Here is a 25,691-nt window from a genome sequence, read left to right as displayed (position 1 = left end):
TTATGACATCTGTATTAGAACTTAAAAACATTGAAAAAAAATTTGGCGACGTGATCGCATTAGAGGGCATCAACCTCTGTGTACACAAAGGCGAGTGGATCAGCATCATGGGGCCGTCGGGTTCTGGAAAAACAACGCTTCTGAACATTCTCTCGTTGATGGATGCACCCTCAAACGGTGAGTACCTCTTAGGTGGCATAGATGCGGGTTCTTTAGACGAGGCTCAAAAACTGGTTATCAGACGTGAAAAAGTGGGGCTTATCTTTCAACAATTTCACCTCATTCCCTACCTCAGTGCGCTTGAAAATATCATGCTCGCGCAGTACTACCACAGCAGTGTGGATGAAGAGGATGCCAAAGCAGCGCTTGAAAAAGTAGGACTCTCACACCGTTTAACGCACCGTCCTTCCGAGCTTTCAGGAGGGGAACAACAACGCTTGTGTATCGCTCGTTCACTCATTAACGACCCTGAAATTCTCCTTGCCGATGAACCAACGGGCAATTTGGATGAACAAAATGAAAAAGTTATCCTCGATCTTTTTTGCCGTTTAAGAGAAGAAGGCAAAACGATCATTTTAATTACGCATAACCCAGAATTGGGGCGCTATGCGGATCGCATTATCAACCTTCGCCATGGCAAAATGGAGGAGATACCTCATGCGTAAATCTGTTTTAACACTACTACTTTTTGCACTGCTTTTCAATGCCTGCTCAGCAGTCCCTCAAAAAGCCAAAATGAATGCACAGGCACCTGAACTCTCGGCTAAAACACTCAGTGGTGATCCTGTTACGCTATCAAATTATGCTGGCAAAGTCATTGTGCTTCGCTTTTGGATGATGGGATGTGCATCGTGTACCGAAGCAATGCCACTGTTAGATCAATTACAAGAGCAATATCCCGATAAATTAGCCATTATTGCGGTGAATTCACTCAATGAAAACAAAGATATTGCCGCTTTTGAAGCCCAGTCAAAATTTCACTATCCACTTTTAAAAGATGATATTGATATTACCGCAAAACGTTACAATGTACGCTCGGTGCCGATTATGTTTTTGATTGACAATCAAGGTGTTTTAAAAGAGGTCATCCATGGTGAACTGCCATGGAAGGAAGCTCAAAAAATCATTATGAAGTATCTCTAATGCGTTACTTTGGATGGGTTCTGATCTTATTTCTAAGCGGATGTGGTGAAAATCTCACGCAAAAAAATCACATCATCATTGGTGAGAGTAAGCCCATTCAAAGTACGTTTACCCCTAAAGAAGCTCGTCTAAAGCTCTCCTATGAAAAACCCTACCTGCTCTTTTTTTTTACCAAAACGTGTGGTGCCTGCAAAGAGGCAATCCCTTACCTGAATGAATTGGCGCAGAAGTATCAAGGTCAAATAGAGGTTATCGGTATTTTAGGAGGAAGTTCACGCAGCGATGATGACATCACCTTTTTAAAAAAGTACAACGTGACCTTTAAAGTGATCTCAGAGCCCCAATCGAGTGAATATTTTAGCAAAGCAGTGGGCGGTGTTTACGGCGTTCCTCTGTTTGCTTTTTTCTCAGAGGATGGCAAAGAGATGAAACGTTTTTTAGGGCTTGTACCCAAATCACTTTTGGAAGAGACTGCTAAAACGATACTTCCCAACTAGCCTTTTAACGATAACTCACATTAAAAACTGCAAAAAAGCATCTCCATTTCATATTCAATTTTAATAATCGTTTTTATTTAGATAAAAGGAAGTAGCATATATAATATCGCTTATGTTATGAGATTAAGAAAGGAATACTTATGGATTTATCGCAAATCAATAAAAATCAAAAAGCATTCATAAAACAGATTCATGCGCAACACATACTGAAAAAACGTCTATTATCATTGGGCTTAAGTGTCGGGAAAGAGGTTGAAGTCGTTGAAACAAGCCTTCAAAAAAACACCCTTAAAGTAGCTCTAGGTTTTAGTTCAGTAGCACTTCGCTTTGATGAGGCAAAAATGATCGAAGTGGAGGCTAAGTAGTGAAAAAAATTGTTATTGCACTTGTAGGTCAACCCAATGTCGGTAAAAGCCATCTTGCCAATGCTATCAGCGGCTCCAACCTTAAAATTGGAAATTTTGCAGGTGTCACCGTTGAGAAAGCAACCGCACATCTCAGTACTGAAGGATTTGCGATTGAATTTATTGATCTCCCCGGTCTTTATTCCTTAGAAGATTTTTCAGCGGATGAAAAAGTGACTAAAGACTTTTTACTCACAGGGGAATATGACCTTATTTTAAATGTTATAGACTCCACAAATTTAGAACGTAACCTTATGCTGACCACAGAGCTTATGGAACTTCAAAAAAAGATGGTAATCGCTTTAAATATGGACGATGAGGCAATCAAAGAAGGCATGATCGTCCAGACTGAAATAATGAGCAAAATCCTTTCAATTCCTTGTATTCGCGTATCCTCTAAACTAAAAATAAATATTGATTTACTCGTCAATCAGATTTTACATGTAACCAAAAACCCTCTCATTGCACCAAAATTGATTTATAGCAATGAAGTCGAAGAACAACTCCAAACTATCGTATGCTTTTTAGATGATAAACATTTTAAAGCAGATTCTCTTACAAACCGTCAAATAGCTGTTGGTCTTTTGTGGCAGAAAAAAGAAATCTATGCATTAATGCATGAGCAACCGTTGTACATCGAGTTACACCCCATTCTCAATAACGCGCTTGGCCATATTTACATGTACGCACAAACCGATGAGATTGAAGAAGTTATCAACCGCCAACATAGCTCTTTTGCAGCAGGTTTATGTGCAGAAGTACTAAGTGTCACTCAAACAAAAAATAAAAATATTACTCAAAAAATTGACACCCTTTTAATTCATAAGCTCTTTGGTCTTCCTATTTTTATCTTCTTGATGTGGGGACTGTTCCAACTGACGTTTACACTGGGGCAAATCCCTATGGACTGGATTGAAGCGAGTTTTGGTTGGTTGGGTGAAACAGTCGGAAGTACCATAGGTAATGAAGCGCTTAAATCACTGATAGTGGATGGAATCATCACCGGTGTTGGAAGTGTTGTGATGTTCTTACCTAACATTATGATTCTTTTCTTGGGAATTGCCCTTTTAGAAACGACGGGATATATGTCTCGCGCTGCCTTCTTGCTTGATGGCTTTTTTCACAAGTTTGGGCTTCACGGTAAAAGCTTTGTACCCCTTGTTACAGGTTTTGGCTGTTCTGTTCCCGCCTACATGGCAGCACGTACGCTTAAAAACAAAAAAGACCGTTTACTCACGATGTTTGTCATCGGTTTCATGAGTTGTGGAGCACGCCTTCCTGTGTATGTTCTTTTTGCGGGTGCTTTTTTTGAAGAAGATATGGCAGGCAATGTTCTCTTTGGCATTTACATCTCAGGTGCGCTCTTGGGTCTCATAGCAGCTAAAATTCTTCGTGTAAGTGCGTTCAAAGGTGAAGATGAACCTTTCGTTATGGAGATGCCAAAATATCGCCTTCCAAGCTTAAAACTTCTATGGTTTGTAGTCTATGCGAAGTCAATCATGTATGTTAAAAAAGCGGGAACGTTCATTTTAATGGCGTCAATGCTTATCTGGTTTATCAGCTCATACCCAAAAAACATACTCATTGAAGAAGAATACACCACAAAAATCGAAGCGCTCCAACCCTCTGTAAATGAAGAGCAAAGTGTTCTCGAAGAGACTCAAAAAGAGGCTACTGAAGCTGTTGGCGAAGATAAAAGCGCTTCTGTTGAAGATGCTATTCAAGCCTTAGAAAATGAAAAACGCGAGAAATTAATGGAGCATACCTACCTTGGTATGATCGGTAAAACGATTGAGCCTGCCTTTGCACCACTTGGCTTCGACTGGAAAATGAGCGTAGCAACGTTTAGCGGACTTGCGGCCAAAGAGGTTATTGTTTCCACACTGGGTGTGCTTTACTCTTTAGGAGACAAAGTCAGTGAAGATGACACCTCACTTCGCGCCATCATTACAGACAACATCAGCTTCCCATCAGCTATGGCGTTTATCGTTTTTGTTATGGTCTATCTGCCATGCCTTGCAGCAACAGCCGTTTTTGCCAAAGAGGCAGAAGAAGCACGATATACCGTTTATTTGGTCATCTTTACCTTTGCAACAGCATGGGTGCTAGCGTTCATTACCTACCGAGTTGTTTTACTCTTTACCTAAAAAATGTGGCTACACTTTTGTAGCCACACCTCTTCTTGTAAACATTACATGTAAATACGTTTAAGCTGTTCCATATTTGATCCAAGATTCAAAAGAAGCAGATCAGCAATGACGAGCGCTGCCATTGACTCAGCAACAACACTGCCGCGTACAGCGATGCAAGGGTCATGCCTTCCTTTGAGATTACATGTAAGCGCATTTCCCTCTTTATCGATCGTCTCTTGAGCGATAAAAATAGACGGTGTCGGTTTAAAATAGACTTTACATGTAATGGTATCGCCATTGCTCATGCCGCCCAAAATTCCACCACTGTGATTGGTTGTAAAACCTTCTTTGGTAATCGCATCGTTATTTTGGGAGCCTTTGAGCGCTGAAGCATGAAAGCCTTCACCGATTTCAATCCCTTTAACACCATTTATGCCCATCATAGCTTCTGCCAAAAGAGCATCCAGTTTATAATAGATCGGCTCACCCAGTCCTGCGGGTGCTCCTACAACTTGTACCAGAGCCACACCACCTACAGAATCATGCGCATTTTTAGCTTCTAAAATAGCCTCTTTTTGCACCTCTTCGACGTTTCCATCCAGTGCGTAAATCTCACTCTTTGCCACACGCTCAAAATCATAGCTTTTGGCTTCAATGCCACCAATCGCGCAAATACCACTTTGAACCTTTACATGTAAAGAGTTCAGAAGTAACTTTGCGATAGCACCTGCCGCTACACGCGCCGCTGTTTCTCTTGCACTACTACGTCCACCGCCTCGGTAATCCCTGATGCCGTATTTGTGAAAGTAGGTAAAGTCTGCATGCCCTGGACGAAAAAGGTCTTTCACACTGTCGTAGTCACCGCTTTTTTGGTTCTCGTTGAAAATAACCATAGCAATAGGCGTACCCGTACTAAGACCTTCAAACACACCGCTTAAAATCTCGATCTTATCGCCCTCTTTGCGCGCGGTTGCAAATTTATTTTGACCCGGTTTTCGCCTATCTAACTCACTTTGAATAAACGTTTCATCGATCGCTAAACCTGCTGGTACACCATCGACCACACAGCCAATTGCACGTCCATGCGACTCGCCAAAAGTTGTAAAGCTAAATTTTTTACCAAAGGTGTTACTGCTCATCTGATCTCTTTTTTCAAAATTTCCAATGCCAACATCGCCGCTTTTTGTTGCGCCTCTTTTTTACTTTTACCACTGGCAACCGAGAGGTCACGACCGCGCACGGAAACGGCTATCTCAAACTCTTTTTTATGATCGGGTCCAAAAGAGCGCACCAAGCGGTACTCTGGCGTCATCCCAAAATGCGCTTGTGTGAGCTCTTGCAAGGTCGTTTTGTGATCTCTAAAAATGGCATCCATATCGATTTTAGGATACGCCTCTTCCAAAAGAGCAATGGCCAAAGCTCTAGCCTTTTCAAGTCCTGCTTCAAGGTAAAGTGCGCCCATAATTGCTTCAAATGCGTTGGAGAGTAAAGAAGGTTTTTCTCTGCCATTGTTATTCTCTTCCGCGAGTGAAATGTAGATGTACTCGCCCAAATGCAGCAGTCGTGCAAGCTTTTCAAAGCTTTTTTCATTGACAAGGGAAGCGCGAAGTTTGGAGAGTTCACCTTCCGCTACTTCAGTGAATTCATGGTAAAGGTACTCACCAACGATGAGATCCAGTACCGCGTCACCTAAAAACTCCAAGCGCTCATTGTTGTAGGGTTGTTTTGAACTTTTGTGCGTAAGTGCCTCGATTATCAGGTCTTGCTCTTTAAACTGATAACCCAAACGCTTCTGTAACGCCTCTAATCTTTTTTGCATTATCTTTCCTTATGTTATTTTTACAACGCTGTTTAGGCAAAGCCTAAAAGCTACGTTAGCCACTAGGGCGCTAAAGCTAGCCTCTTGCTAGGCAGAAAAGTCTGTTAACTTATTTTTATTTTGGTTGCTTCTTCTTTAGCGATCTTATCGCACATCTCATTCTCCACGTGTCCATCATGCCCTCTAACCCAAATGCCATGTACTTTATGGTTTTTTGAGACTTCCACATAACGTTGCCACATTTCTGGGTTTTTCACTTTGGCAAAATCTTTTCGCTTCCACCCTTCTAACCACTCATTAATGCCTTTGATAACATAACTCGAATCGCTAATAAGGGTAATATCGCATGGCTCTTTAAGAGCGGAAAGCCCTTCAATGACCGCAAGAAGTTCCATCTGGTTATTGGTGGCATTTGCCATTCCACCACTCACGATCTTCTCCACATTCCCAAAACGTAAAATCGCGCAATAGCCCCCAGCCCCAGGATTTCCTAAGGAAGAGCCATCACAGAAAAGAGATATTTTCTTCATCGTATGCTTTAGTAAGTGTGGTTTGAATTGTTACGCTATTGATGCTTTGGCAATGAGGACATCTGTAAAAATGAATCGGGAAAACTTGTTTGCATTCACGGCAAAGGTATTCAAAGCCAAGACTCGCTTTGTCGTAACCGATGCTTTGAAGTTTCCCCAAAACATCGAGCGCAAAAGGAGCTTCACTCTCTTGCTCAGCATAAGGCGTTAAACCCCGTGCCATCGCTATTTGCTGTACAAGAGGATCTTTACATGTAAGAATATCATACACCATGGGGTCGACATACCACAAAAGATCTATCATGGTGTCAAAGGACAAAGTTTCAAAAAAAGAAGGCTCAATTTTGATGCCATTTTCTTGCATATATTCAAACAATTTTCGCTTTAAAAAAGGTGCGTTTTTACTGAGCTCTAAAAATTTTTCAACTTTCTGACTCTCTTTAAGATTGTTCTCTTTCAGTGTTTCCAGTGCTTTGAGATAGGTTCTCTGTACGTTTACTTTCGCCCCAAGTTCTTCGAGCGAATCGAGTACTTCTTCTGCTTTCACATACTCTTGAAGTTGCTCATACGCTACCGTCAAATATTTGAGAGACTCTGTGTTTCGTGGATGCAGGCGTAATGACTCCAAAAAGACTTCGGAACTTCGACGTAAAAAGCCCGCTTTAAAGTAGGTTTTTCCTAAAGTTGAGAGTAAGTACTGTTTCTCATCTTTGCCCTTCACACGTTTGAGCGTCACAAGGTAAATGTTGATCGCTTTTTCATAATCCCCACTTTTAGCATATGCATGTGCAAGTAAGGCTAACGATTCTAAAGGAATCGAAGCATCTTCTAAAAGTTTTTTATACTCGTTTTCATCGGTGACAATTTCAAATTTTTTGACAAACTTATCAATACTTTGTTTCTCTTCTTTGTTCTTAAAAACACCCCACCAATAGTTTGAAAAAGAGATCACAAAAACAATCGCAAACAAGATAATGACGCCAAAAAGCGGATCGCGGTATGCTATAAAAAAATTATCCAAAATGTAAACCCTCATCTGTGAAGTTTGAAAAAGAAGTCTATTATACCAAACTTGATATAATATGACTATGATAGATAAATCGTCCATAGAAAACCTCAAACAACGTCTTGATATTGTCGATGTCGTAGGCTCTTACTTAGAGCTTAAAAAAAATGGTGCTAACTATAAGTGCGTGTGCCCTTTTCACAACGATACAAGCCCTAGCCTTGTGGTGAGTCCATCAAAGCAAATTTACCACTGTTTTGCCTGTGGCGCTGGCGGGGATAGCATTAAATTTGTGATGGAGTATGAAAAACTCTCTTACCCTGAGACGATCGAAAAACTAGCAAACATGGTCAATTTTTCACTCTCCTATACCACCAACGATGGCATTAAAAAAGAAGATCGAAAGTTGATGGAGACGCTGAATCTTTTTTACGTTAAACAGCTCGACAATAATCCTTCGGCAAAACAGTATTTAATCCAACGCGGCATTTCTGAAGCGTCTGTTGAAAAATTTGAAATTGGTTATGCACCCGCCTCTTTTGCAACCTTGGATTTTTTGAGTTCACGTGGGTATGCCATGAGCGAAAGCATGGAGTATGGCGTTGCAGGCATCGGGGAAAACAACAACCCTTATGCACGTTTTATCGAACGCGTCACTTTTCCCATCTATTCACCAAGCAACAGACTCGTTGGTTTTGGCGGACGAACGCTCTCAAACCATCCTGCCAAATATGTTAACTCGCCGCAAACCAAACACTTTAATAAATCACAACTGCTGTATGGCTATCAGCTCGCCAAAGAGGCTATTTACAAACAAAAAACCATCATCATCACCGAAGGCTACCTTGATGTCATTATGCTGCATCAAGCGGGATTTACGCATGCCGTGGCGACGCTTGGTACTGCCCTTACCAACGAGCATATTCCACTCATCACGAGGGGTGATCCTGAAGTAATCGTCGCGTATGATGGTGATGATGCAGGCATTAACGCTGCGCTTAAAGCCTCTATGTTACTCAGCACACACGGCATTAAAGGAGGCGTTGTTCTTTTTAGTGGAGGCATGGACCCTGCGGATATGGTTCAAAATAATCTTATTGACGCCCTCAACCACCTCTTTAGAACGCCTCAGCCTTTCATCGAGTTTGCGCTAGAGCGTATGGTTAAAAAGTATAATCTCAAAGACCCCTTGGCAAAGCAGCAAGCACTCACGGAAGCGATGACATACCTCAAAATACTGCCACAAGCCGTCCAAGAGAGCTATACAGGCATGCTCTCAGAAAAACTGGGACTGCACCACAATTTGGTGAAAATCCAAAGCCATCATAAGCCACAAAGACTCGATAAAAAAGAGCGTGCCTTTGAAGATATGCTGGAACTTACGATCATCAAAACGATTTTAAGTGAACCCAGTCTTATAGATACGGTACTCGATACCATCGATAGTTCCATGTTCAAAACCCACCAAGAAGAGTTTTCGCTTCTTTTGGACAATCAATTTGAACATCCTAAGCTTAGACGCATTTCACTATGGGAAGACATCAAAGTGTACGATGAAAAATCATTGATTGCTTCGATGGTCGCATTTTTATACCACTACTACAACGAAAAGTTCCAAGAAATTAGAATGGCAAAAGAGTTGAGTTACGATAAAAAACAGTTTTTGATCCGTAAAATTCAAGAAAAAATGATGAAATTAAAACAAGGTGAATTGGTTCCGTATGAAAGCATTAGTACTCTATAGTGGCGGGCTTGATAGCATGCTCGCAATGAAACTTTTAAGTGATCAGGGCATTGACGTCATTGCCCTGCATATTAACATTGGTTTTGGTGTCAAAGAAGACAACTACGATACCCTCAAAAGACGCGCAAGTATCGCTGGTGCTACACTTGAAGTCATCGATATCCGCGATCAATATCTGCAAGAGGTGCTCTTTAGCCCAAAATATGGCTATGGCAAACAGTTCAACCCGTGCATTGACTGTCATGGTTTGATGTTTAGTGTTGCAAAATCGCTATTGCCTCGCTATGGCGCTTCGTTTATTGCTACGGGTGAAGTCGTTGGTCAGCGTCCTATGAGCCAAAACAAAGATGCCCTAAGATTGGTGAAAAAAATAGCCAATGACATTGATGAAGATTTGATTCTTCGTCCTCTATGCGCCCTTGTGATGGAAGAGACAAAGCCTGAACGTGAAGGATGGGTTGATCGAAGCAAGCTTCGTGGCTTTAACGGTCGTGGTCGTAATGCACAGCTCGCTCTTGCCAAAGAGTTAGGCTGGGAAGATTATCCAACACCCGCAGGTGGATGTCTCCTTACAGATGTCCAATTTAGTATCCGTTTACGTGATTTTGTGGCACACGATACATTTTCGAAAGATGACATTGAAGTCCTTAAAAATGGGAGGCATTTCAGACTTCCAGAGGGTGCAAAACTTGTGGTTGGACGTAATGAAAAAGAGAATGACATCATTGACACTTTAAATAACCCTAAACTTGTCCTTGTACAAGTAGGCGATGATATGAATGCGCCTAGCTCCTTACTTTCAAAAAATGCCTCTAGCATGGATGAAGCAGAAGCTTGTCGTATCATTTTAAGTTTTACCAAAGCACTTCCAACGCAAAGTTATACTTTAAACATTGGTGAAAAAGTCATCCATGCATCACCGTATAACAGTAAAGAAGAAGCTAAAAAATATCTTATATAGTTTTTTAAAGATATTTTTTGTACCATTAATGCTAAAGAATTAAAATTATGAGGATTATGAGATGAGCTTATCGAACAAAATGATTTTTTTAGTCGTTGACGATTCAAAAATATCACGCAAATGGCTTATTGAGATGATCCCAAAAAAAATCGTTGAAAATGCTGAAATTATTGAAGGGTGCAATGGTGAAGAGGCTATTGCGCTTTATGATCAACATAGACCTGATGTTGTCTTTTTAGACATCACTATGCCCATTGTTGATGGCTTTGAAGCCTTAGAGCGTATTCGCGCTATCAACCCTGAGGCACTCGTGGTTATGATCTCTGCCGATCGTCAAAAAACGACTAAAGAGAAAGTTTTAGCCCTTGGCGCTTCTGCGATCATCTCAAAACCTATAGACGAACAAGAATTCCGTACAACCCTTTTAAAGTTGGTATTTTAAATGATGAAACACTATTTTAACTCGCAACAAGAAGATGTTTTAAAGGAGCTGATTAATGTCTCTTTTGGACTATCCGCTTCTTTAATTGGCGATATGCTCGATAATCACGCCAAACTGCATATTCCTGAGATTTCAAGCATTGATATCCACAGTTTAGACGATAAAATCATTGAAGTCTTGGAAGAAGAGTATGAGTTTTACCTCACTAAACAACGCTTTTTAGGCTCTTTTAATGGTGAAGTTCTCTTTGTATTTAACAGCTACTCCGCGCGTGCTTTTTGTAACCTTCTGCTTAAACAAGAGGTAACAGATGAGGGAGATATTAAATCGTCTATTATGGAACTCACAAATATTATTACATCTGCGTGTATTGGCAAATTTTGTGAGATTATTCATGGAGAGACTATTTTTAAAGTTCCATCCATCGAAAAGCGTGAAATTTCTGAAATGGATAAGTACGACAAGATTGAAGGATATGATAATGTTATCATCATTAAAACAGCACTGGATATTGAAAAAGAGAATATCCTAGGGCACATGTTTATTCTTCTCAACAACGAGATGCTTGAACATCTCAAACGTACGATTGATAAGCTATAGTCATGATAAATTGCGAAAAAATTATTGATTCAATTCATGTGGGTATTTTAACCATCGATGCTGATCTTAATATCCACTACGTGAACAAATGGTGTGCTGTACATTGTGACGTTGATGCGGAAAAAGTTATAGGAACAAATCTACTCTCTTTGTTTGAATTAAATTCAGAGCGCCTCAAATCACTGAAGCGCCATATTAAAACAGCGCTTACCTTGAATGGACCTTCATTTTTTACCGCAGATTCTAACCACTATTTGTTTCCTATAAAAAACTCTATTACAACCAAATCGATCTTTGAGTTTATGCAACAAGATATAACAATCATTCCTTATAGCCTTGAGCAAAAACAGGTCACCGTACTTATTTACGACCAAACCAGCCTTATGGAAGAAAAAGCCAGATGCAATAAAGAGAGTGAAGATTTAGCACGTGCCATAAAAGTGGCTAATGCAACCATTAAAAAACTTGAAACAGCCAAAAACAAACTGATTAAACAACAAGATATGATTTACAAACAAGCCCATTATGACCACCTGACCTCTTTGGCCAATCGTACATTGCTCAACCAAAGACTTCACCTTTTAATTGAAAAAAATCAAAACAGTGGTAAAAAATTTGGTGTGCTCTTTTTAGACTTGGATAATTTTAAAGAGATTAACGATTCCCTTGGACATGATGTTGGAGATATGATTTTGATTCATGTCGCTAAAACATTGCTTCTTGCCACACGAAAAAGTGATACTGTCGCTCGTTTTGGAGGCGATGAGTTTATTATCTTAGTGGATGATATTGAAGAAGAAAAAAACTTAGAATACATTGCTTCAAAACTTATCAAAGCAATACAACAACCTATGAGAGTTCGCAACCTTGATCTTAATGTGACCACCAGTATTGGCATCAGCATCTTCCCTCATCATGGAACAGATTTTAACCAACTTATTAAAAATGCCGACCTTGCACTTTATGTTGCAAAAGCCGAAGGTCGCAATACGTATAAAATTCACCACTAATCAAAATAAATTAAGAATCTGCGCTCATGCACCTTAAGAAAAGGGCATGAGCTTTTTTATTATAGTTTTTCTAAAAGCAACTTTACAAAAACTAAAAGCACCAAGGGTGCGTGGGCATTCCGCCGAGGAAAACCTAGTGTTAACGTAGTTTTAGAGCTTTGCTTTAAAAACGTGTCAAGAGTTCTGCAAGAACTCTATCAAAATCAAAAGAACTCTATATCATCGTCATGGTTAACATCCAAATTCTTCTCTTCAAAAATAGCTTCTATTTGAATGCACGAGCTTAAAAGCGACGAGTCGAGGTAGTGTATATCCCGAGCCACTTGGGTAATAAAGACATTTTCCCTCCAAGATGCAAGATCATGTAAAAGGTTGAGCAACATTGCGGAGAGGCGTTTGGATTTTTCAGGATCAAACTGCTCTTCAGTAAGTGTACCTAAGAAATTAATCAGTGTTTGAACAGCAAAGCCTAAATGTTCAAAATCCATTAACTCTTCTAAAATGGTCGCATACTCTTGGAAATTTTCATAAATCACTATAAGATTACGTTTTGTTGGCTCTTTTTCAAAGACTAAGATCGCTTTATCGGTTTCATCATTAATCATCTCAAGACCATCAATTTTAGAAAGGAAAGAGATAGCTGTAGCGTTAATGTAATCCACGGCGCTCAGAACATTGTCATGTGTTTTTGAGAGAATTTTCTTTGCTTCATCACTTACTTCCACACTGCCATTATCATGTTTAATCTCTTTATCAAGTTGGAAAGTCAGCATATCGTTGGAGAGAATATACTTTGCATTCGCAAAATGTTTGAGTAAGATATTTTTGACAATATTGCTGCGAAGTGGCTTTACATGTAAAAGCATCATATAAAGTTTTTCTTCACTCTCTTCCACCACAATGCTACACTCATACTCATGTTTTAAAAGCCATAAACTAAACCCATAGATAAGGCGTACGCAGTCACTCAGATTGATAATATTTTTCTCGCCATTAAGCCAATAGTCCCAATATTGTGCCAAGGCTTCTTCATCTTCAATACGAAACATGATGCTTCGATGAAAAACATGGGCATTAAACGGATTAAGTGCTTTAGGAAATTTATGAATCTGTTGATTACGCAATGAAATAATGCGCAAATACTGTCTAATACGTTGTAAAAAGTGATCAGAGTTCAAAGGTTTTGTCAGATAATCTTCCGCGCCTAAGGAGAGCATTTTGTGCTTTGAAGCATCATCATCTAGGGCACTTAATGCAATAATCATGCTCTTTTTATTGACTTGTTTAATATATTTGGTTGCCTCAAACCCATCAAGGTTTGGCATCATAATATCCATAAAAATCAGATCAAAATGGTTTTTAACACACATTTCTACTGCAACTTGCCCGTCTTCAGCCTCATAAATTTCGATATCGTCAACCTCTTCGAGTAAAAGGTTGAGTGTGAGCCTGTTGTTGTCATTATCATCAACAATCAATACTTTATACATTTTTTTGCTCCTTTAATCGTTTCGTTAAAATAAATTTTGCCCCACCAAGAGTCGATGAATCTTCAATCTTATACTCTAAATTTAGCCCTTCACAGAGTAATTTTACAAAATGAAGCCCAATGCCTGTACCTTTCTTTTCAATGCCACTAGGACCTGACGAGCTTTGGGTATACAGCTCGAATACTTCTTCTTTATCTCTGATTCCGCGACCGTCATCTTGCACAATAATTTCAATCTTTTCACTATCCGAGATTAGAAAAATCTCGACAAGAGTGTGACCATATTTGATCGCATTGGAGACAATATTAGAGAGAATTTGCTTAAAACGATATTCATCACTCGTGAGGAATGGGTCGTTCCCATCGCTTTGAAACAGCATCGTACGTTTATGTTCTAAGGCCAAAGAGGCATGCTTTTCAATGACATCTAAAATGCTCTCTTTGACATTAAAAAGTGTTAAATTATAATGCAGTTTTTGATGGCGCAACTTCCCCAAATCTAAAATATTGGTAACATTTTCCAACATGGAAGAAGCACTTTTGTAAATCTGCTCCAAAAGGTAAAGGCGCTTCGCTTTTGGTACTTCATCGATGTGTGGCATATGCTTGTAAAGATACTGCGCAAAATTCAAAATAGCATTAAGCGGTGTTTTGAGCTCATGCGTAAAGAGAATTAAAAAAGCATCCTTAGCTTCAGCAAGCTCTTCTTGCTCTTTTGCTTTACGCTTAATTTCATTGGCAGCACGTTCTTTTTGTAAAAATTCAGTGATATCATGACGAATGGCAAGATACTGAAGAATTTTTCCACTGTTTTCATCCCTAAAAGGAATAATAATCGTCTCCGCCCAGAAATCGCTACCATCTTTGTTCCGATTGATAATGTGTGCTCTCCAGACATCCCCTTTGGTAATAGTACCCCACATCCCTTCGAACACATCGATAGGAGTACTTGGATGTTTGATAATACGATGATTTTGCCCCATCAACTCTTCAAAACTATAGCCTGTTACCTTGATGAAATTATCATTAACATACGTGATATTACCATTCACATCGGTTTGAGAAACTATCGCAAAATCAATCAATTTTTGAAAATAGTGTCGCTCTGCAAGATAAATATCATCGCTGAGCGTTTTGATGCTCAACCTAAAATGATCAAGCGCAGCCCATCGCTCACTTTTCATACTGAGGTAGCGATCACACTTGAGTGCTAAAATTTCATCCAGCATTAAAAGATTATCGGTTTGTAAAAAAAGAATCATTTGTACCATAGGGTAATGGAAACGAACTTGCTGTAGTGCTGGTAGGTAAACGCTTTCATTGGCACACGAGAGTGATCCAAAAATAAGGTCTATTTTTTCTTCTGACATGATCTTGGCGATAGCATAAGGCACAATGCTTACATGTAAACGGTTACACAACATCCGAGCAGCAGCGACAAAGGTTGCATCATAGGCCATTTCGCCAATTAAAAGAACAGAAATAGAACGTGGTTGATAAAAATAGTGCTCCGCCATTACCACTCTCCTTAAGATAACATCTTTACGATCATTTGCGTGATCTCAGCCAATGGCAAAATAGTATCCACACTTCCTAATCGTATGGCTTCTTTTGGCATTCCAAACACCACACAACTCTCTTCGGATTGGGCGATGGTTTTGGCACCTGATTCATGCATGTGCATTAACCCTTTGGCTCCATCACTGCCCATTCCTGTGAGGATAACTCCAACAGCATTACTTCCTGCTACTTTCGCAACAGAGTTAAAAAGCACATCCACACTGGGACAATGCCCGCTGACTTTTTGCCCTAATCCAATTTCTATAAAATAACTCGCACCAGAACGGCGCAAAACCATATGTTTGCTGCCTTGGGCAATATACGCTGTACCCATTTGTAAAAACTCACCGTTACGTGCTATTTTAACATCTATATCACAGAGTTGATTGAGTCTTAACGCAAAAGATTCAAGAAAATTTTGCGGCATATGTTGCACGACGAGTACTGCGGGAGAATTTTTTGGAAGTCCTCCAAGCACAACCTTCAAAGCCTCCGTGCCTCCGGTACTGGCACCAATAGCAATCACTTTATGGGTTGTCTCTGCAAGACTTGAGAAATTGGGTCTACTTTTACTCTGAGGAATCTTCTTTTGCACCTTTGCCAAAGAAGCATTTGCCACTTTTTGAATCAACTCCTCTTTAATCTCATCTTTTCCATCATAAATATGCGAATGCGGCTTTGCCACATAATCTACCGCACCAGATTCTAGAGCATCCAGCGTTATCTTTGCACTGCTACGCGTTAGAGAAGAGACCATGACCACAGGCATTGGATAGTGCAACATCAGCTTCTGTAAAAAAGTGACGCCATCCATCCGTGGCATCTCTACATCCAAGCAGACCACATCGGGCTTTAATTCTACAATCATATCGCGAGCGATGTATGCGTCAGCGGCTAATCCCACAACGTGCATCCTTGGGTCACTCTCTAGAATTTCGCGAAGGATGTGTCTAGCTGTAGCACTATCATCCACTATTAAAACGCGAATCATTCCATAATCTCATTTTGAACGTATTTTAAAATGATACGATTCACATCGCTAATCATCATAATACGTCTGCCATTATTGCCTCCCGTATCTTCTGCCCTAATGGGAATTCCCCACTCTCGTAACACCTCTTTAGCAATTAAAATATTTTTTTGTCCAATCAACTGACCTTCTGAATTAGCACGATGAATATTCGCACCTCCAAATATTTTAGCTTCCATATTGCGTCTAAGACATCCAATGTTTTCCATATTTTCAATGAGTTTAGGAATCGCAACATTGCCATATTTTGGGCTTTCCAACCCATTGCCATTCCACAGAGGAAGCAAGTAATGGTTCATCCCGCCGATTAATTCTACTTTGTCATACAGGCAAACTCCCACACAGGAACCAAGAACTGTGACAATTTCGGTAGGTTTGATGCCAACAAAAATCTCTCCAACATGGATAAATTTACGAGGCAACATCAAAACTCTTTCATCTCTTGCGTATCGTCAAACATAAATTCGTTGGCACTTTCGCTCATCAGTGCTTCAGCTTTGTCCTGATCTTGCAGTTTGAGGCAAATGCTAAATTTAGTCTCTTCTTCTGTTGAGCTATACTCAACTTCACCATCCAAAGACTCTGCAAGTGAGCTTACGATACTGAGCCCTAAACCCAAGCCATCTACAGACGTTCGTGCTTTACTTTCGCGTACACCCACTTTCTTGAAACGGCTAAAAATCTCTTTTTTATACTCTTTGGAAATTACATCGCCAACATTACTCACACTAATACATAATGATTCATCACGAATATATGCCTTAATGCCTACGTGTGTGCGAGGGAAAGAGTACTCGCATGCATTGGAAATCAAGTTGGAAAAAATAGTGTGGAGTTTTTTTGCATCACTCACGATCAAACGATCTAAGGCAACATCGATATCAAAGCTCAATGCTTTTTCTTCAATAAGATACGCAAACGACTCTTTGACTTCTTCGATGATAAGGCGCAAATCGATCTCGCTCCAGTAGTTTGCAATCTCCCCCGCTTCAATTTCAGCGGCTGTAAAAATGTTATTCAGCTGAAAATCAAGCTTACGCAATTCCATGTCTAAAAGCTGCTTCATTGTCTGTGTTTTAGGCGTATCTTCATTTTTACGCATCATCGAAGAGAGGTTCAAAAGAGAACTTAAGGGGTTGTTGAAAACATTTTTAATCAACGATAAGAACTCACCCTTAATCGAATCATGCTCTTTTAGTTTTTCATTAAGAACATAAAGCTTTTTGGTTAAAAATGCCATCTCATCAAGGGTGCTATTTTTCTGATCAAACCTGCGTTTTACCTCTTCGAGTAAAACAGCATCACTGACATCATCAAAGTTTCTATTTTTACTCATGTTATCCCTTTTGATAGATTGAAGCACTCTTTGATTTAAACTCTTTTTTCATATCGGTAAGGGCTTCAGAACTTCCGATAAACAGATATCCTTCTTTTGTTAACATCGTATGAAAACGCTCTATCAGAGCATTTTGGGTTGGTTTATCAAAGTAAATCATGACATTGCGACAAAAGATAATGTCAAATTCTTTTTGAGCAAACAGACTATACTGTCCCGTCACAAGGTTGAATTCTCTAAAAATAATCTGCTTTTTTAGCATATCATTGATACGGTAGCATACCTCATTTTCAACCATAATTGGCGAAAAATATTTGCGTAAATATCCCTCTTTTAAAGACATACATGCTTTTTGACTGTAAATGCCCTTCATTGCAATTTTAAGGACTTTGGACGAAACATCGGTTGCTAAAATCTTTATATCACACTGCGTCACATTGGGGATATGCTCGGCTAAAAACATCGCAAGACTGTAAGGCTCTTCTCCCGTTGAACATGCCGCTGACCAAATGCGTAACTTTCCACCCGTACGTTCTAAAATAGAGGGAAGATGGGCTTTTAAAAACTCCCACTGTTTTTGTTCTCTGAAAAAAGAAGTTACATTGGTTGAGATCAAAGAAGAGAGATACTCAAGTTCTACACCTTTTGTATCTGCGACTAAATGGTCATAATACTCTCCAAAGCTCTCTAACCCTAATTGCTTGACACGTTTTGCAAGCCTTGCTTGGACTAGATAGATCTTGTGATCCCCCAAAGAGATACCGATGTGTTGATAGATAAAGGCTTGTAAAAGCGTAAACTCCCTACGCTTTAAAACGAGCTGTTCCATCAGTACAACTCTTCAACATTGAGAATCAGAGCAATTTCACCATTGCCCATTACAGCTCCGCCACTGACCCCTTCTGTTTTGGTTAAAAATCCACCCAACGTCTTGATGACCACCTGTTGCCTGCCAACCAATTCATCCACTAAAAGTGCAAATTTACCTCTGACATTTTCAATGCATACCAGTGTTGATTCCCAAGGGTGAGGAGCATTATCGTCCAGCTCTAACACACGATTGAGGCGAACAATTGGTAAAAGATTGGAGCGTAGTTGTACAAATTCTTCTTTGCCGCCTGCGCTGTGAACACTCTCTTGCTGTGGTCTAAACGACTCGGTAATGCAAAGGGTTGGAATAATAAAAATCTTCTCATTGGCCCGTACGATCATACCATCGATAATCGCTAATGTAAGAGGCAATACAATGCAAAACGTTGTGCCCTTGCCTTCTTCGGAATGAATGTCGATTTTACCGCGCACCGCTTCAATCGCCGTTTTTACCACATCAAGTCCAACACCACGCCCCGATATATCACTCACAACATCAGCTGTTGAAAAACCAGGTTGCATAATGAGCCCATAGATTTGAGACTCACTTAACTCTTCATCTTTATCAATAATCCCTTTCTCAAGGGCTTTTTGATACACCTTAGCTTTGTTGATACCCCGTCCATCGTCTCTGACTTCAATGATAATATTGCCACCACGGTGATACGCCTTAAGCGTTACAATGCCCTCTTCACTTTTACCCGCTTTAAGACGATCTTCAGGGCTTGCTTCAATACCATGATCGATCGCATTACGAATAATATGCACTAACGGATCAGAGAGTGCTTCAACCATCGTTTTATCGATTTCTGTCTCTTCTCCATCCAAAATTAAATGAATCGGCTTATTCACTTTTTTGGAGGAGTCTCGCACCACGCGTTTCATTTTATCGAACGTATCACGAATCGGGATCATACGCAAAGACATTACGCGGTTTTGAATGAGACGCGTAATCTTAGAGAGATTCTCAATCGTCTTGGTCACTTCAGCATCTTGGATCGCTTTGATCTTGGTATTTTCGCCCAAGTAATTCTGCGCGATCACCAGTTCACCGATAGAATCAAAGAGTTCATCAAGTTTCAACGCATCGATTTTGAGGAAATTTTTAGAAATCACACTACTTTTTCTCGGCTCTTCTTTCTCTTCGACCACTATGTCTTTGGGGACATCAACAACGTTTACAACTTCTCGTGGTTGTGTTTTGAGCGCTTCGACTGAAAATTCTTCCTCTTCCAAAAAGGCAAAGACATCGGCAATACTCTCAGCATCTTTTTCACTGGCAAAGTAAAGACTTACCTCTTTGATGACATTGCGCTCTACGTCAAATATTTCTTCATCCAAATGCTCAGGAACACTCCAACATGAAGCTAAAATTCTTCCTACATGTAAAAGATTTTTGAAAAATAAAAAATGGTCAAACCCTCGTAGATAAATATCATCATCAAGTTTCAATACAATTTTATACAAGCGTTCATTCTCATGAAGTTCATTTAAAAAAGCATCGACCTTGCATAGGGTAGGTGCTTGAAAAAAGGCATCATTCCCAAACTCTAAAGAGAGATCATTGCTGGAGCTTTTTTCAGGCTCTGCAACATCGTTTACATGTAAAAGAATGTGCTGGATTTTTGCGAGACACGGTGCGTACTCACGGGGCAGTTCAGAATTCTCTTCCACTTCGCAAAAAAGCGTCTCTTTAATGACATTCACGCCTTCTAAAAAAAGGTCTACATCCGCACTACTAGGTATAGCATCACTGTTCCTAAAGTAATCGAGCACATCTTCAAAATGGTGAACGAACTCACCAAGGTGTGAAAAATTAAAGGCGTTAGCGCTACCTTTAAGGGTATGGACACCTCTAAAAATCTCATTGAGCAACGCTTTATTATGAGGAGATTCCTCATAATTTAAGATATCGACATCCATTTTCTCGATGATCTCATTGGCCTCTTCGATAAAAATCAGTCTTAGTTTTTCTCTACTCATGTACTATCCAATTCATCATGCCATAAGTCTCTAAATTGAGATTCATTGTATCGATAAAATCAATCTTGATGGCAGGTTTTTTACGTTTGACCCAAAAGAGCAATGAAAAGAGTGCAGACGTTGAGGGTGTTCCATCTTTTGAGCGTAGCAGAACAATCTCCTCAATATAATCCAAACGATCTTTGATAAAGAGTTGAAGTGTTTTAACCTCTTCTAAATCCATCTCAATATCGAGTTCCAGTACATCGCCATCTATATACATCGCACACCCTTATTTAAAAGATATTTCACGCTACGCTTTACATGTAAAGCAAAAAAAATTAAAACTCTTTTAAATCATCTTCATCTAAAGGGAACACCTCTTCGTTACTTCGCTTGCTTGATGCGGATGATGAAAACGTTGGTTTGGATTTTTTAGGTGCCATGCCTAAACGTTTAGGAGACATACTTAAACTTGCACTTGAAACACGTTTAGCAGCTGATGCTTTCGCACTCTCTTTTCCCATATCAAACCCTGCAAGTGCCGCAATTTCAGCAACACTCTCAAGCATTGAAAGCGCTTGTGCATTCAACTCTTCTGCGGCTGCGGCTGTCTCTTCTGAAGCGGAAGCATTTTGTTGGGTAATTTGATCCACAGAACCCATCGCTGTAGCGATTTGATTCATACCTTCTGCTTGTTCTTTGGCAGAAATAGCAATCTCACCGATAAGATCAGATGTTTTTTTAACGCCCAATAAGATTTCAGCAAAAGATGCTTTTGTACGATTTGCGACCTCAGTTCCCATTTTAACTTGGTCAATGCTCGCCTCAATAATACCTGTAATCTCTTTCGCAGCACCCGCACTACGTTCTGCAAGGTTTTTCACCTCTTCAGCGACTACAGCAAAACCAAGACCATGCTCGCCTGCGCGCGCTGCTTCAACAGCAGCATTGAGGGCAAGAAGATTGGTTTGAAAAGCGATCTCATCAATGGTTTTAATGATTTTGGCAATTTTTTGTGAAGAGTCTGTGATCTTCTCCATTGCCACCATGAGGTCTGCAACTTGTTGATTACCTTGGCGGGCGGCATCGTTGGAGTTTTGTGCTAAAAGGTTGGCTTCACGGCTATTGTCGGCATTTTGATTATTACTCGCCGTTGCTTGCTCTATGGTTGCACTCACCTCTTCTACACTGCTCGCTTGAGAACTTGCACCCTCAGCAAGCGAAACGGAAGCTGAGCTGATCTGCTCACTCGCACTGACCACTTGCGCTGTGCCTTCAGAGAGTGATTTGACAGAATCCACAACAACTTTGACAATACTTCGAATTAAGAAGAAAGCGATGAGAATACTAATAATCAAACCTGCAATAACGCCAATAATCATGATCCAAGAAGCTTTATCTAACGTATCGCTAGACTCATTTGCAATTTCAATGATGGTGCTAAAACCTTCTTCAATAATCGCATCAATCGCACTGTTAAGATCTGTACCAATTCTTGCACGTACTTTTTGCTCATCTTGAGTCTCTTGCATAACGCTCACAAAGCCCTTTAATGAGCTCTCATACGCTTTTGCAGCCGCTTCCATGCCATTGATTTGTGCCAAATTCATCGCATCATCACTATTCAATTTCAATGTAGCAATAGCTTTATAAAGTAACTCAAATTTTTGTATTGCACCATCTAAAACAGTGGCATCTCTAACGACTTGTGCTCTTTGTCCATAGACCCTAGAGTACGTTGCAATATCGAGGATTTCACTTAAATGATTCAGTTTTTCATAACGTGCTTTTAAAGCAGATGGTGATACTTTATCAGCAATCTCTTTGATGAGCTTATCTTCTTGAGATTGACGATACTCCCCTGTGCTCTTAAGAAAAACATTTGCATTCGTAACCATTGTAGCATCAAGCGTTTTCTTTTTCGCAAGTGTTTTTTCACTACGCTCAACAGATGCCATATAATCAGACAGTGATTTAACAGCAAGTTTATCTTGTTCTAAAAGTTTTTTGAGGTTGTATTTTTTACCTAATTCTTCTGCTTTTTGTAAATTGGTTTGTAACTCTGCAAAATTTTTCTTTGCTTTCACTAAAGACGCTTCATCATCAAGGTCAGAAAAAGCTTGAATGTTATAACGCCCAGCACTCACGTTTTGTAAAATGTCATTGGCGATACTCACCTCAGGAACATAAATCTGTGATAAACGAGCTGCTGCAGAAGAAGCCGTACGCATATTGACGATCCCTGTAAGCCCTATTAATAAAACGATTGCTATTAAAAACCCAAATCCTAACGAAATTCTAAACCCTAATGTTGCGTTTTTCATCACTGCTCCTTTGCTTTATCACTGGCTGTTTTACTGAGATTTTGTACCATATTCAACTCTTCTTCGCCAAAAAGGGCAAGAAGGTCTAAAATCATCACTACTTTTTGCTTATATTGCGCCATATTTTTAATAAATTTAGTATCAATATGCCCTCCAAATTCGGGAGGTAAACTTAAATGTTCATCATCCACATTAATGACCTCTTCGACTTTATCAACAATAAAACCAATAAGCTTCTCGCCCAATTTGATGATAACAATCGCCGTGTACATATGTGGAGGAATTGAAGGCATATCAAATTTAAGACGCATATCCACAACAGGGATAATGTTACCTCTTAAATTCATCACGCCGTGAATAAACTTGGGTGTTTTTGGAACGGGTGTCGTTTTCATCATCGCGATGATCTCTTTGACATCCGAAATATGCACACCATACACTTCATCTTCTAAGTAAAAGGTCAAAAAGCGATTGCTCGCTCGCTCACGTTTGCTTGGTTCCATTGTTTATAACCCCAATACCATGTTGATCGCTTTGACAAGTTTGTCATCGCTGAAAGGTTTTACCATCCAACCTGTAACGCCAATGGCTTTACCACGCGCTTTCATTTCAGGTGAACTCTCTGTTGTAAGAATTAAAATAGGTCTGTTTTTGAATTTTTCATGGCTTTTAAGCTCTTCGGCAAGATCAAGACCACTCATCTGCGCCATATTAATGTCGCTAATCAGCAAGTCATAATCTTCATTACCGCTTAAAAGTGCATCGCGTAATTCGGCGGGATTGAGATAAGTAGCAAACTGGATAAGTCCTTTAGTGACCAACTCCTCCAATGCCATTTGCGCTGTTGCGAGAATTGTTTTAGAATCATCGACTAAAATTACTCGTTTACTCACATAATCTCCTTTCTATCTTCAAGGCATTTTATATTTTAAAATAAATGTCACATGTACTGCCTGCAAATATAACTTAAAGAATATTAAAAAAGTGTTAACAATGACGAAAAAAAGGCATTTTAGAAGAGGAATTGATTTTGCTTTAATCCTTTATCAAAGGAGCAAATATGAAACTGCATCTCACATCTGATTGTATTACCATTTATGCTGCAGAAAACTCATCACACTATTTACATGTAAGCCGTGTATTGGCACATGTCATTGGGCGTTCTTTTTGGGTCAATGAAACACTCATCAACTTTGACATACCAGAGCATAACCAAAGGCGTAAAGCTTTTTTGAACGCTTTGTATCACACCTGCGCTTTCACTTCTAAAACGCACAATGCTTCTTTTTTACAAAAGCTTCTCCTAGCGTCTCAAAAGCCTATCAAGCTTGTGAAAAAAAAGCTCAAACAACACACACGGCACATTCCAACAATAGGTCATAATCCCTATCGTTTACTCAATGCCGATGAAGCAGAAAGTTTAGAGAGCATCCGCCAAAAATATCTCGCTCTCGCAAAGACATTTCATCCCGATAGCATCGTACCTAAAGACGAAAATACTCTCAAAAATTCTACAGTAAAATTTCAGCAAATTCAAGAAGCCTATGCCATCATTAAGGCAGAAAAACAGAGAAACTATGCCGCATAAGAGCCAATCTTTAAGTTTCTCTTGGTAAAATACCTCTTCTTCAAATGGGGTGTTAGCTCAGCTGGGAGAGCGTCGCGCTGGCAGTGCGAAGGTCAGGGGTTCGATCCCCCTACACTCCACCACGTATTTTAGGGCTTCCAAGCCACTTACCAAATCTTTAACAAATCCTCATCCACTCACAAAAATTCACTCATACGATCTTTTTGCTTCTTTAGATGATCCCCATACTTTAAATTCTAATACACCCGCGTCACAGTTTGCGTCACAGAATTAAAAAGTTAATAGTTGTTTTTATGAGTTTTGCCATTCTTTTTTATCTTTACATGTATAGTTTTTGTGGCTTAAAAAGGTTTACATGTAAAAAGTTAAAAGTTTAGTCCTGCCCCCCTTTATTTTCACATGTCAATAGGTTCCAACTGAAATAATAAATATTATTTTTGTATAATATGGTTATTTTAAAGATAGGATCACAAATGAACTTAAATAAAATTGCCCTCCTCTCGTCAGCGCTCATAGCCTCTCTTTCTTTTGCAGAGACAAAAATCGATTATGTTTTAATGGATCCAAGAGATTTGCCAAAAGATCAATATACATTCAGGTTCCAGCTTGAAAAGAATGGAGAGCTGATTGCAGGTTCTAGCGTCATTTTTTCTTCAGAAAGACCTTCTTCAACAAAAGGTGGCGGAACAGGCTCGGCAACAAAGATGTATTATTATAATTGTGATAATGGTGAGAGAGATTCTAAACCTTACAGTCAAACAGTTTTAATTAATGACTACCCAACATTAGATTGTCTTGCAAAAGATAATGGTGATGCTACATGTACTGTAAAACTTTATAATGCAAAAGATCAAAACGCCCTTGTTTTTGAAGAGTATAATAAAAAAAGTTGCAAAAAAATTGAGCCAATTATTTCGGTTCAAGAATTCACACTCAATTTGAACGCAACTGATAAAAATGGTATAAAAGATTTTGGCAATGGCTACAAATTACACTACGTGTATAGAGAATTCCAATAATAAAAAGCGAGGTTAAACAACTATGGATATTTTAGAGTTATTTTTTAAAAATGTTTCTTTGGGGCATTGTTGAATGGTTTTATCTTGCTCTTCATTGTCGTGGCGATAAAATTTATTAATAAAAAAGGTTTTGAGTTTGTGGAAAAATACACAAAACTAAAAAGGGGTCAGGGCTAAATTTTTAACTCTTTTGTCATATTTTATCTTTACATATAAAGTATT

At 39.5% G+C, this 25,691-nt stretch carries 27 protein-coding genes and 1 tRNA gene; 13 read left to right on the top strand and 15 right to left on the bottom strand.

Going from position 1 to position 25,691, the window contains the following annotated elements; all coding sequences use genetic code 11:
• The first annotated feature begins 2 nt into the window (after positions 1 to 2).
• The 5 genes from SAR02S_RS09685 (at position 3) to feoB (ending at position 4,191) form a co-directional block, all read left to right on the top strand.
• Complete coding sequence (locus SAR02S_RS09685) at positions 3 to 665, top strand: ABC transporter ATP-binding protein (protein WP_041959185.1); 663 nt, start codon at positions 3 to 5, stop codon at positions 663 to 665.
• Positions 658 to 1,143: a peroxiredoxin family protein gene (locus tag SAR02S_RS09680; protein WP_041959184.1), complete on the top strand. Its 486-nt coding sequence runs from the start codon at positions 658 to 660 to the stop codon at positions 1,141 to 1,143. Before SAR02S_RS09685 ends, SAR02S_RS09680 begins: the two co-directional genes overlap by 8 nt.
• A complete protein-coding gene (locus SAR02S_RS09675) occupies positions 1,143 to 1,640 on the top strand; it encodes a TlpA family protein disulfide reductase (RefSeq protein WP_041959183.1) in 498 nt (165 codons plus the stop codon). Before SAR02S_RS09680 ends, SAR02S_RS09675 begins: the two co-directional genes overlap by 1 nt.
• A gap of 140 nt (positions 1,641 to 1,780) precedes the next feature.
• The gene (locus SAR02S_RS09670) at positions 1,781 to 2,005 is read left to right on the top strand and encodes a FeoA family protein (protein WP_041959182.1); all 225 of its coding nucleotides are present in this window, start codon (positions 1,781 to 1,783) and stop codon (positions 2,003 to 2,005) included.
• A complete protein-coding gene (gene feoB / locus SAR02S_RS09665) occupies positions 2,005 to 4,191 on the top strand; it encodes a ferrous iron transport protein B (protein WP_041959181.1) in 2,187 nt (728 codons plus the stop codon). Before SAR02S_RS09670 ends, feoB begins: the two co-directional genes overlap by 1 nt.
• A gap of 44 nt (positions 4,192 to 4,235) precedes the next feature.
• On the opposite strand, the gene aroC is transcribed toward feoB, so the two are convergent.
• From aroC to SAR02S_RS09645, 4 genes are all read right to left on the bottom strand, one after another.
• A complete protein-coding gene (gene aroC / locus SAR02S_RS09660; protein ID WP_041959180.1) occupies positions 4,236 to 5,315 on the bottom strand; it encodes a chorismate synthase in 1,080 nt (359 codons plus the stop codon).
• On the bottom strand, positions 5,312 to 5,995 hold the full coding sequence (rnc, locus tag SAR02S_RS09655) for a ribonuclease III (RefSeq protein ID WP_041959179.1): 684 nt from the start codon (positions 5,993 to 5,995) through the stop codon (positions 5,312 to 5,314). Before rnc ends, aroC begins: the two co-directional genes overlap by 4 nt.
• Positions 5,996 to 6,099: 104 nt before the next feature.
• Positions 6,100 to 6,525 carry a ribonuclease HI gene (gene rnhA, locus SAR02S_RS09650; RefSeq protein ID WP_041959178.1) on the bottom strand — a complete coding sequence of 142 codons (426 nt, stop codon included), beginning with the start codon at positions 6,523 to 6,525 and terminating at the stop codon, positions 6,100 to 6,102.
• Positions 6,500 to 7,546: a tetratricopeptide repeat protein gene (locus SAR02S_RS09645; protein ID WP_041959451.1), complete on the bottom strand. Its 1,047-nt coding sequence runs from the start codon at positions 7,544 to 7,546 to the stop codon at positions 6,500 to 6,502. Before SAR02S_RS09645 ends, rnhA begins: the two co-directional genes overlap by 26 nt.
• Before the next feature lie 67 nt (positions 7,547 to 7,613).
• Here SAR02S_RS09645 and dnaG point away from each other — a divergent pair, with 67 nt between their 5' ends.
• The 5 genes from dnaG to SAR02S_RS09620 all read left to right on the top strand — a co-directional run bounded on the left by dnaG (position 7,614) and on the right by SAR02S_RS09620 (position 12,288).
• On the top strand, positions 7,614 to 9,275 hold the full coding sequence (gene dnaG / locus SAR02S_RS09640; RefSeq protein ID WP_041959177.1) for a DNA primase: 1,662 nt from the start codon (positions 7,614 to 7,616) through the stop codon (positions 9,273 to 9,275).
• On the top strand, positions 9,253 to 10,236 hold the full coding sequence (locus SAR02S_RS09635) for an argininosuccinate synthase domain-containing protein (RefSeq protein ID WP_041959175.1): 984 nt from the start codon (positions 9,253 to 9,255) through the stop codon (positions 10,234 to 10,236). The genes dnaG and SAR02S_RS09635 overlap by 23 nt, the downstream gene beginning before the upstream one ends.
• Positions 10,237 to 10,297: 61 nt before the next feature.
• On the top strand, positions 10,298 to 10,678 hold the full coding sequence (locus SAR02S_RS09630) for a response regulator (RefSeq protein ID WP_041959172.1): 381 nt from the start codon (positions 10,298 to 10,300) through the stop codon (positions 10,676 to 10,678).
• A gap of 3 nt (positions 10,679 to 10,681) precedes the next feature.
• Positions 10,682 to 11,278, top strand: coding sequence for a chemotaxis protein CheC (locus tag SAR02S_RS09625; protein WP_041959450.1), 597 nt, complete (start codon positions 10,682 to 10,684; stop codon positions 11,276 to 11,278).
• Between the two features lie 2 nt (positions 11,279 to 11,280).
• Entirely contained in the window at positions 11,281 to 12,288 is a 1,008-nt protein-coding gene (locus SAR02S_RS09620; protein WP_041959170.1) for a GGDEF domain-containing protein, read from the top strand.
• 203 nt (positions 12,289 to 12,491) lie between these two features.
• On the opposite strand, the gene SAR02S_RS09615 is transcribed toward SAR02S_RS09620, so the two are convergent.
• From SAR02S_RS09615 to SAR02S_RS09565, 11 genes are read right to left on the bottom strand one after another with little or no spacing between them, the layout of a single operon-like run.
• Positions 12,492 to 13,778, bottom strand: a complete 1,287-nt coding sequence (locus SAR02S_RS09615) for a response regulator transcription factor (protein ID WP_041959168.1) — start codon at positions 13,776 to 13,778, stop codon at positions 12,492 to 12,494.
• Positions 13,771 to 15,294, bottom strand: coding sequence for a PAS domain-containing sensor histidine kinase (locus SAR02S_RS09610; protein WP_041959166.1), 1,524 nt, complete (start codon positions 15,292 to 15,294; stop codon positions 13,771 to 13,773). The genes SAR02S_RS09615 and SAR02S_RS09610 overlap by 8 nt, the downstream gene beginning before the upstream one ends.
• Positions 15,295 to 15,305: 11 nt before the next feature.
• Entirely contained in the window at positions 15,306 to 16,328 is a 1,023-nt protein-coding gene (locus SAR02S_RS09605) for a protein-glutamate methylesterase/protein-glutamine glutaminase (protein ID WP_041959164.1), read from the bottom strand.
• Positions 16,325 to 16,792: a chemotaxis protein CheD gene (locus SAR02S_RS09600; RefSeq protein WP_041959163.1), complete on the bottom strand. Its 468-nt coding sequence runs from the start codon at positions 16,790 to 16,792 to the stop codon at positions 16,325 to 16,327. The genes SAR02S_RS09605 and SAR02S_RS09600 overlap by 4 nt, the downstream gene beginning before the upstream one ends.
• Positions 16,792 to 17,703, bottom strand: coding sequence for a sensor histidine kinase (locus tag SAR02S_RS09595; RefSeq protein WP_041959161.1), 912 nt, complete (start codon positions 17,701 to 17,703; stop codon positions 16,792 to 16,794). The genes SAR02S_RS09600 and SAR02S_RS09595 overlap by 1 nt, the downstream gene beginning before the upstream one ends.
• Position 17,704: 1 nt before the next feature.
• The gene (locus SAR02S_RS09590) at positions 17,705 to 18,532 is read right to left on the bottom strand and encodes a CheR family methyltransferase (protein WP_041959159.1); all 828 of its coding nucleotides are present in this window, start codon (positions 18,530 to 18,532) and stop codon (positions 17,705 to 17,707) included.
• On the bottom strand, positions 18,532 to 20,556 hold the full coding sequence (locus SAR02S_RS09585) for a chemotaxis protein CheA (RefSeq protein ID WP_041959157.1): 2,025 nt from the start codon (positions 20,554 to 20,556) through the stop codon (positions 18,532 to 18,534). The genes SAR02S_RS09590 and SAR02S_RS09585 overlap by 1 nt, the downstream gene beginning before the upstream one ends.
• Positions 20,549 to 20,818, bottom strand: a complete 270-nt coding sequence (locus tag SAR02S_RS09580; protein WP_041959155.1) for a hypothetical protein — start codon at positions 20,816 to 20,818, stop codon at positions 20,549 to 20,551. The genes SAR02S_RS09585 and SAR02S_RS09580 overlap by 8 nt, the downstream gene beginning before the upstream one ends.
• A gap of 58 nt (positions 20,819 to 20,876) precedes the next feature.
• Positions 20,877 to 22,862 carry a methyl-accepting chemotaxis protein gene (locus SAR02S_RS09575; protein ID WP_041959153.1) on the bottom strand — a complete coding sequence of 662 codons (1,986 nt, stop codon included), beginning with the start codon at positions 22,860 to 22,862 and terminating at the stop codon, positions 20,877 to 20,879.
• Positions 22,862 to 23,365: a chemotaxis protein CheW gene (locus tag SAR02S_RS09570; RefSeq protein WP_041959151.1), complete on the bottom strand. Its 504-nt coding sequence runs from the start codon at positions 23,363 to 23,365 to the stop codon at positions 22,862 to 22,864. The genes SAR02S_RS09575 and SAR02S_RS09570 overlap by 1 nt, the downstream gene beginning before the upstream one ends.
• 3 nt (positions 23,366 to 23,368) lie before the next feature.
• Positions 23,369 to 23,755 carry a response regulator gene (locus tag SAR02S_RS09565; RefSeq protein WP_041959148.1) on the bottom strand — a complete coding sequence of 129 codons (387 nt, stop codon included), beginning with the start codon at positions 23,753 to 23,755 and terminating at the stop codon, positions 23,369 to 23,371.
• 167 nt (positions 23,756 to 23,922) lie between these two features.
• On the opposite strand from SAR02S_RS09565, the gene SAR02S_RS09560 reads away from it, so the two are divergent.
• The 3 genes from SAR02S_RS09560 to SAR02S_RS09550 all read left to right on the top strand — a co-directional run bounded on the left by SAR02S_RS09560 (position 23,923) and on the right by SAR02S_RS09550 (position 25,469).
• Positions 23,923 to 24,450, top strand: coding sequence for a J domain-containing protein (locus tag SAR02S_RS09560; protein WP_041959146.1), 528 nt, complete (start codon positions 23,923 to 23,925; stop codon positions 24,448 to 24,450).
• A 46-nt stretch (positions 24,451 to 24,496) separates the two neighbouring features.
• Positions 24,497 to 24,572 (top strand) — tRNA-Ala (locus SAR02S_RS09555).
• 351 nt (positions 24,573 to 24,923) lie between these two features.
• On the top strand, positions 24,924 to 25,469 hold the full coding sequence (locus SAR02S_RS09550; RefSeq protein WP_041959144.1) for a hypothetical protein: 546 nt from the start codon (positions 24,924 to 24,926) through the stop codon (positions 25,467 to 25,469).
• Positions 25,470 to 25,691: the final 222 nt, after the last annotated feature.

The sequence above is a fragment of the Sulfurospirillum arsenophilum NBRC 109478 genome, from assembly GCF_000813345.1.
Classification (GTDB): domain Bacteria; phylum Campylobacterota; class Campylobacteria; order Campylobacterales; family Sulfurospirillaceae; genus Sulfurospirillum; species Sulfurospirillum arsenophilum.
Note: the sequence above shows the minus strand (reverse complement) of the source record. Positions and strands in the feature narration are given on the sequence as shown.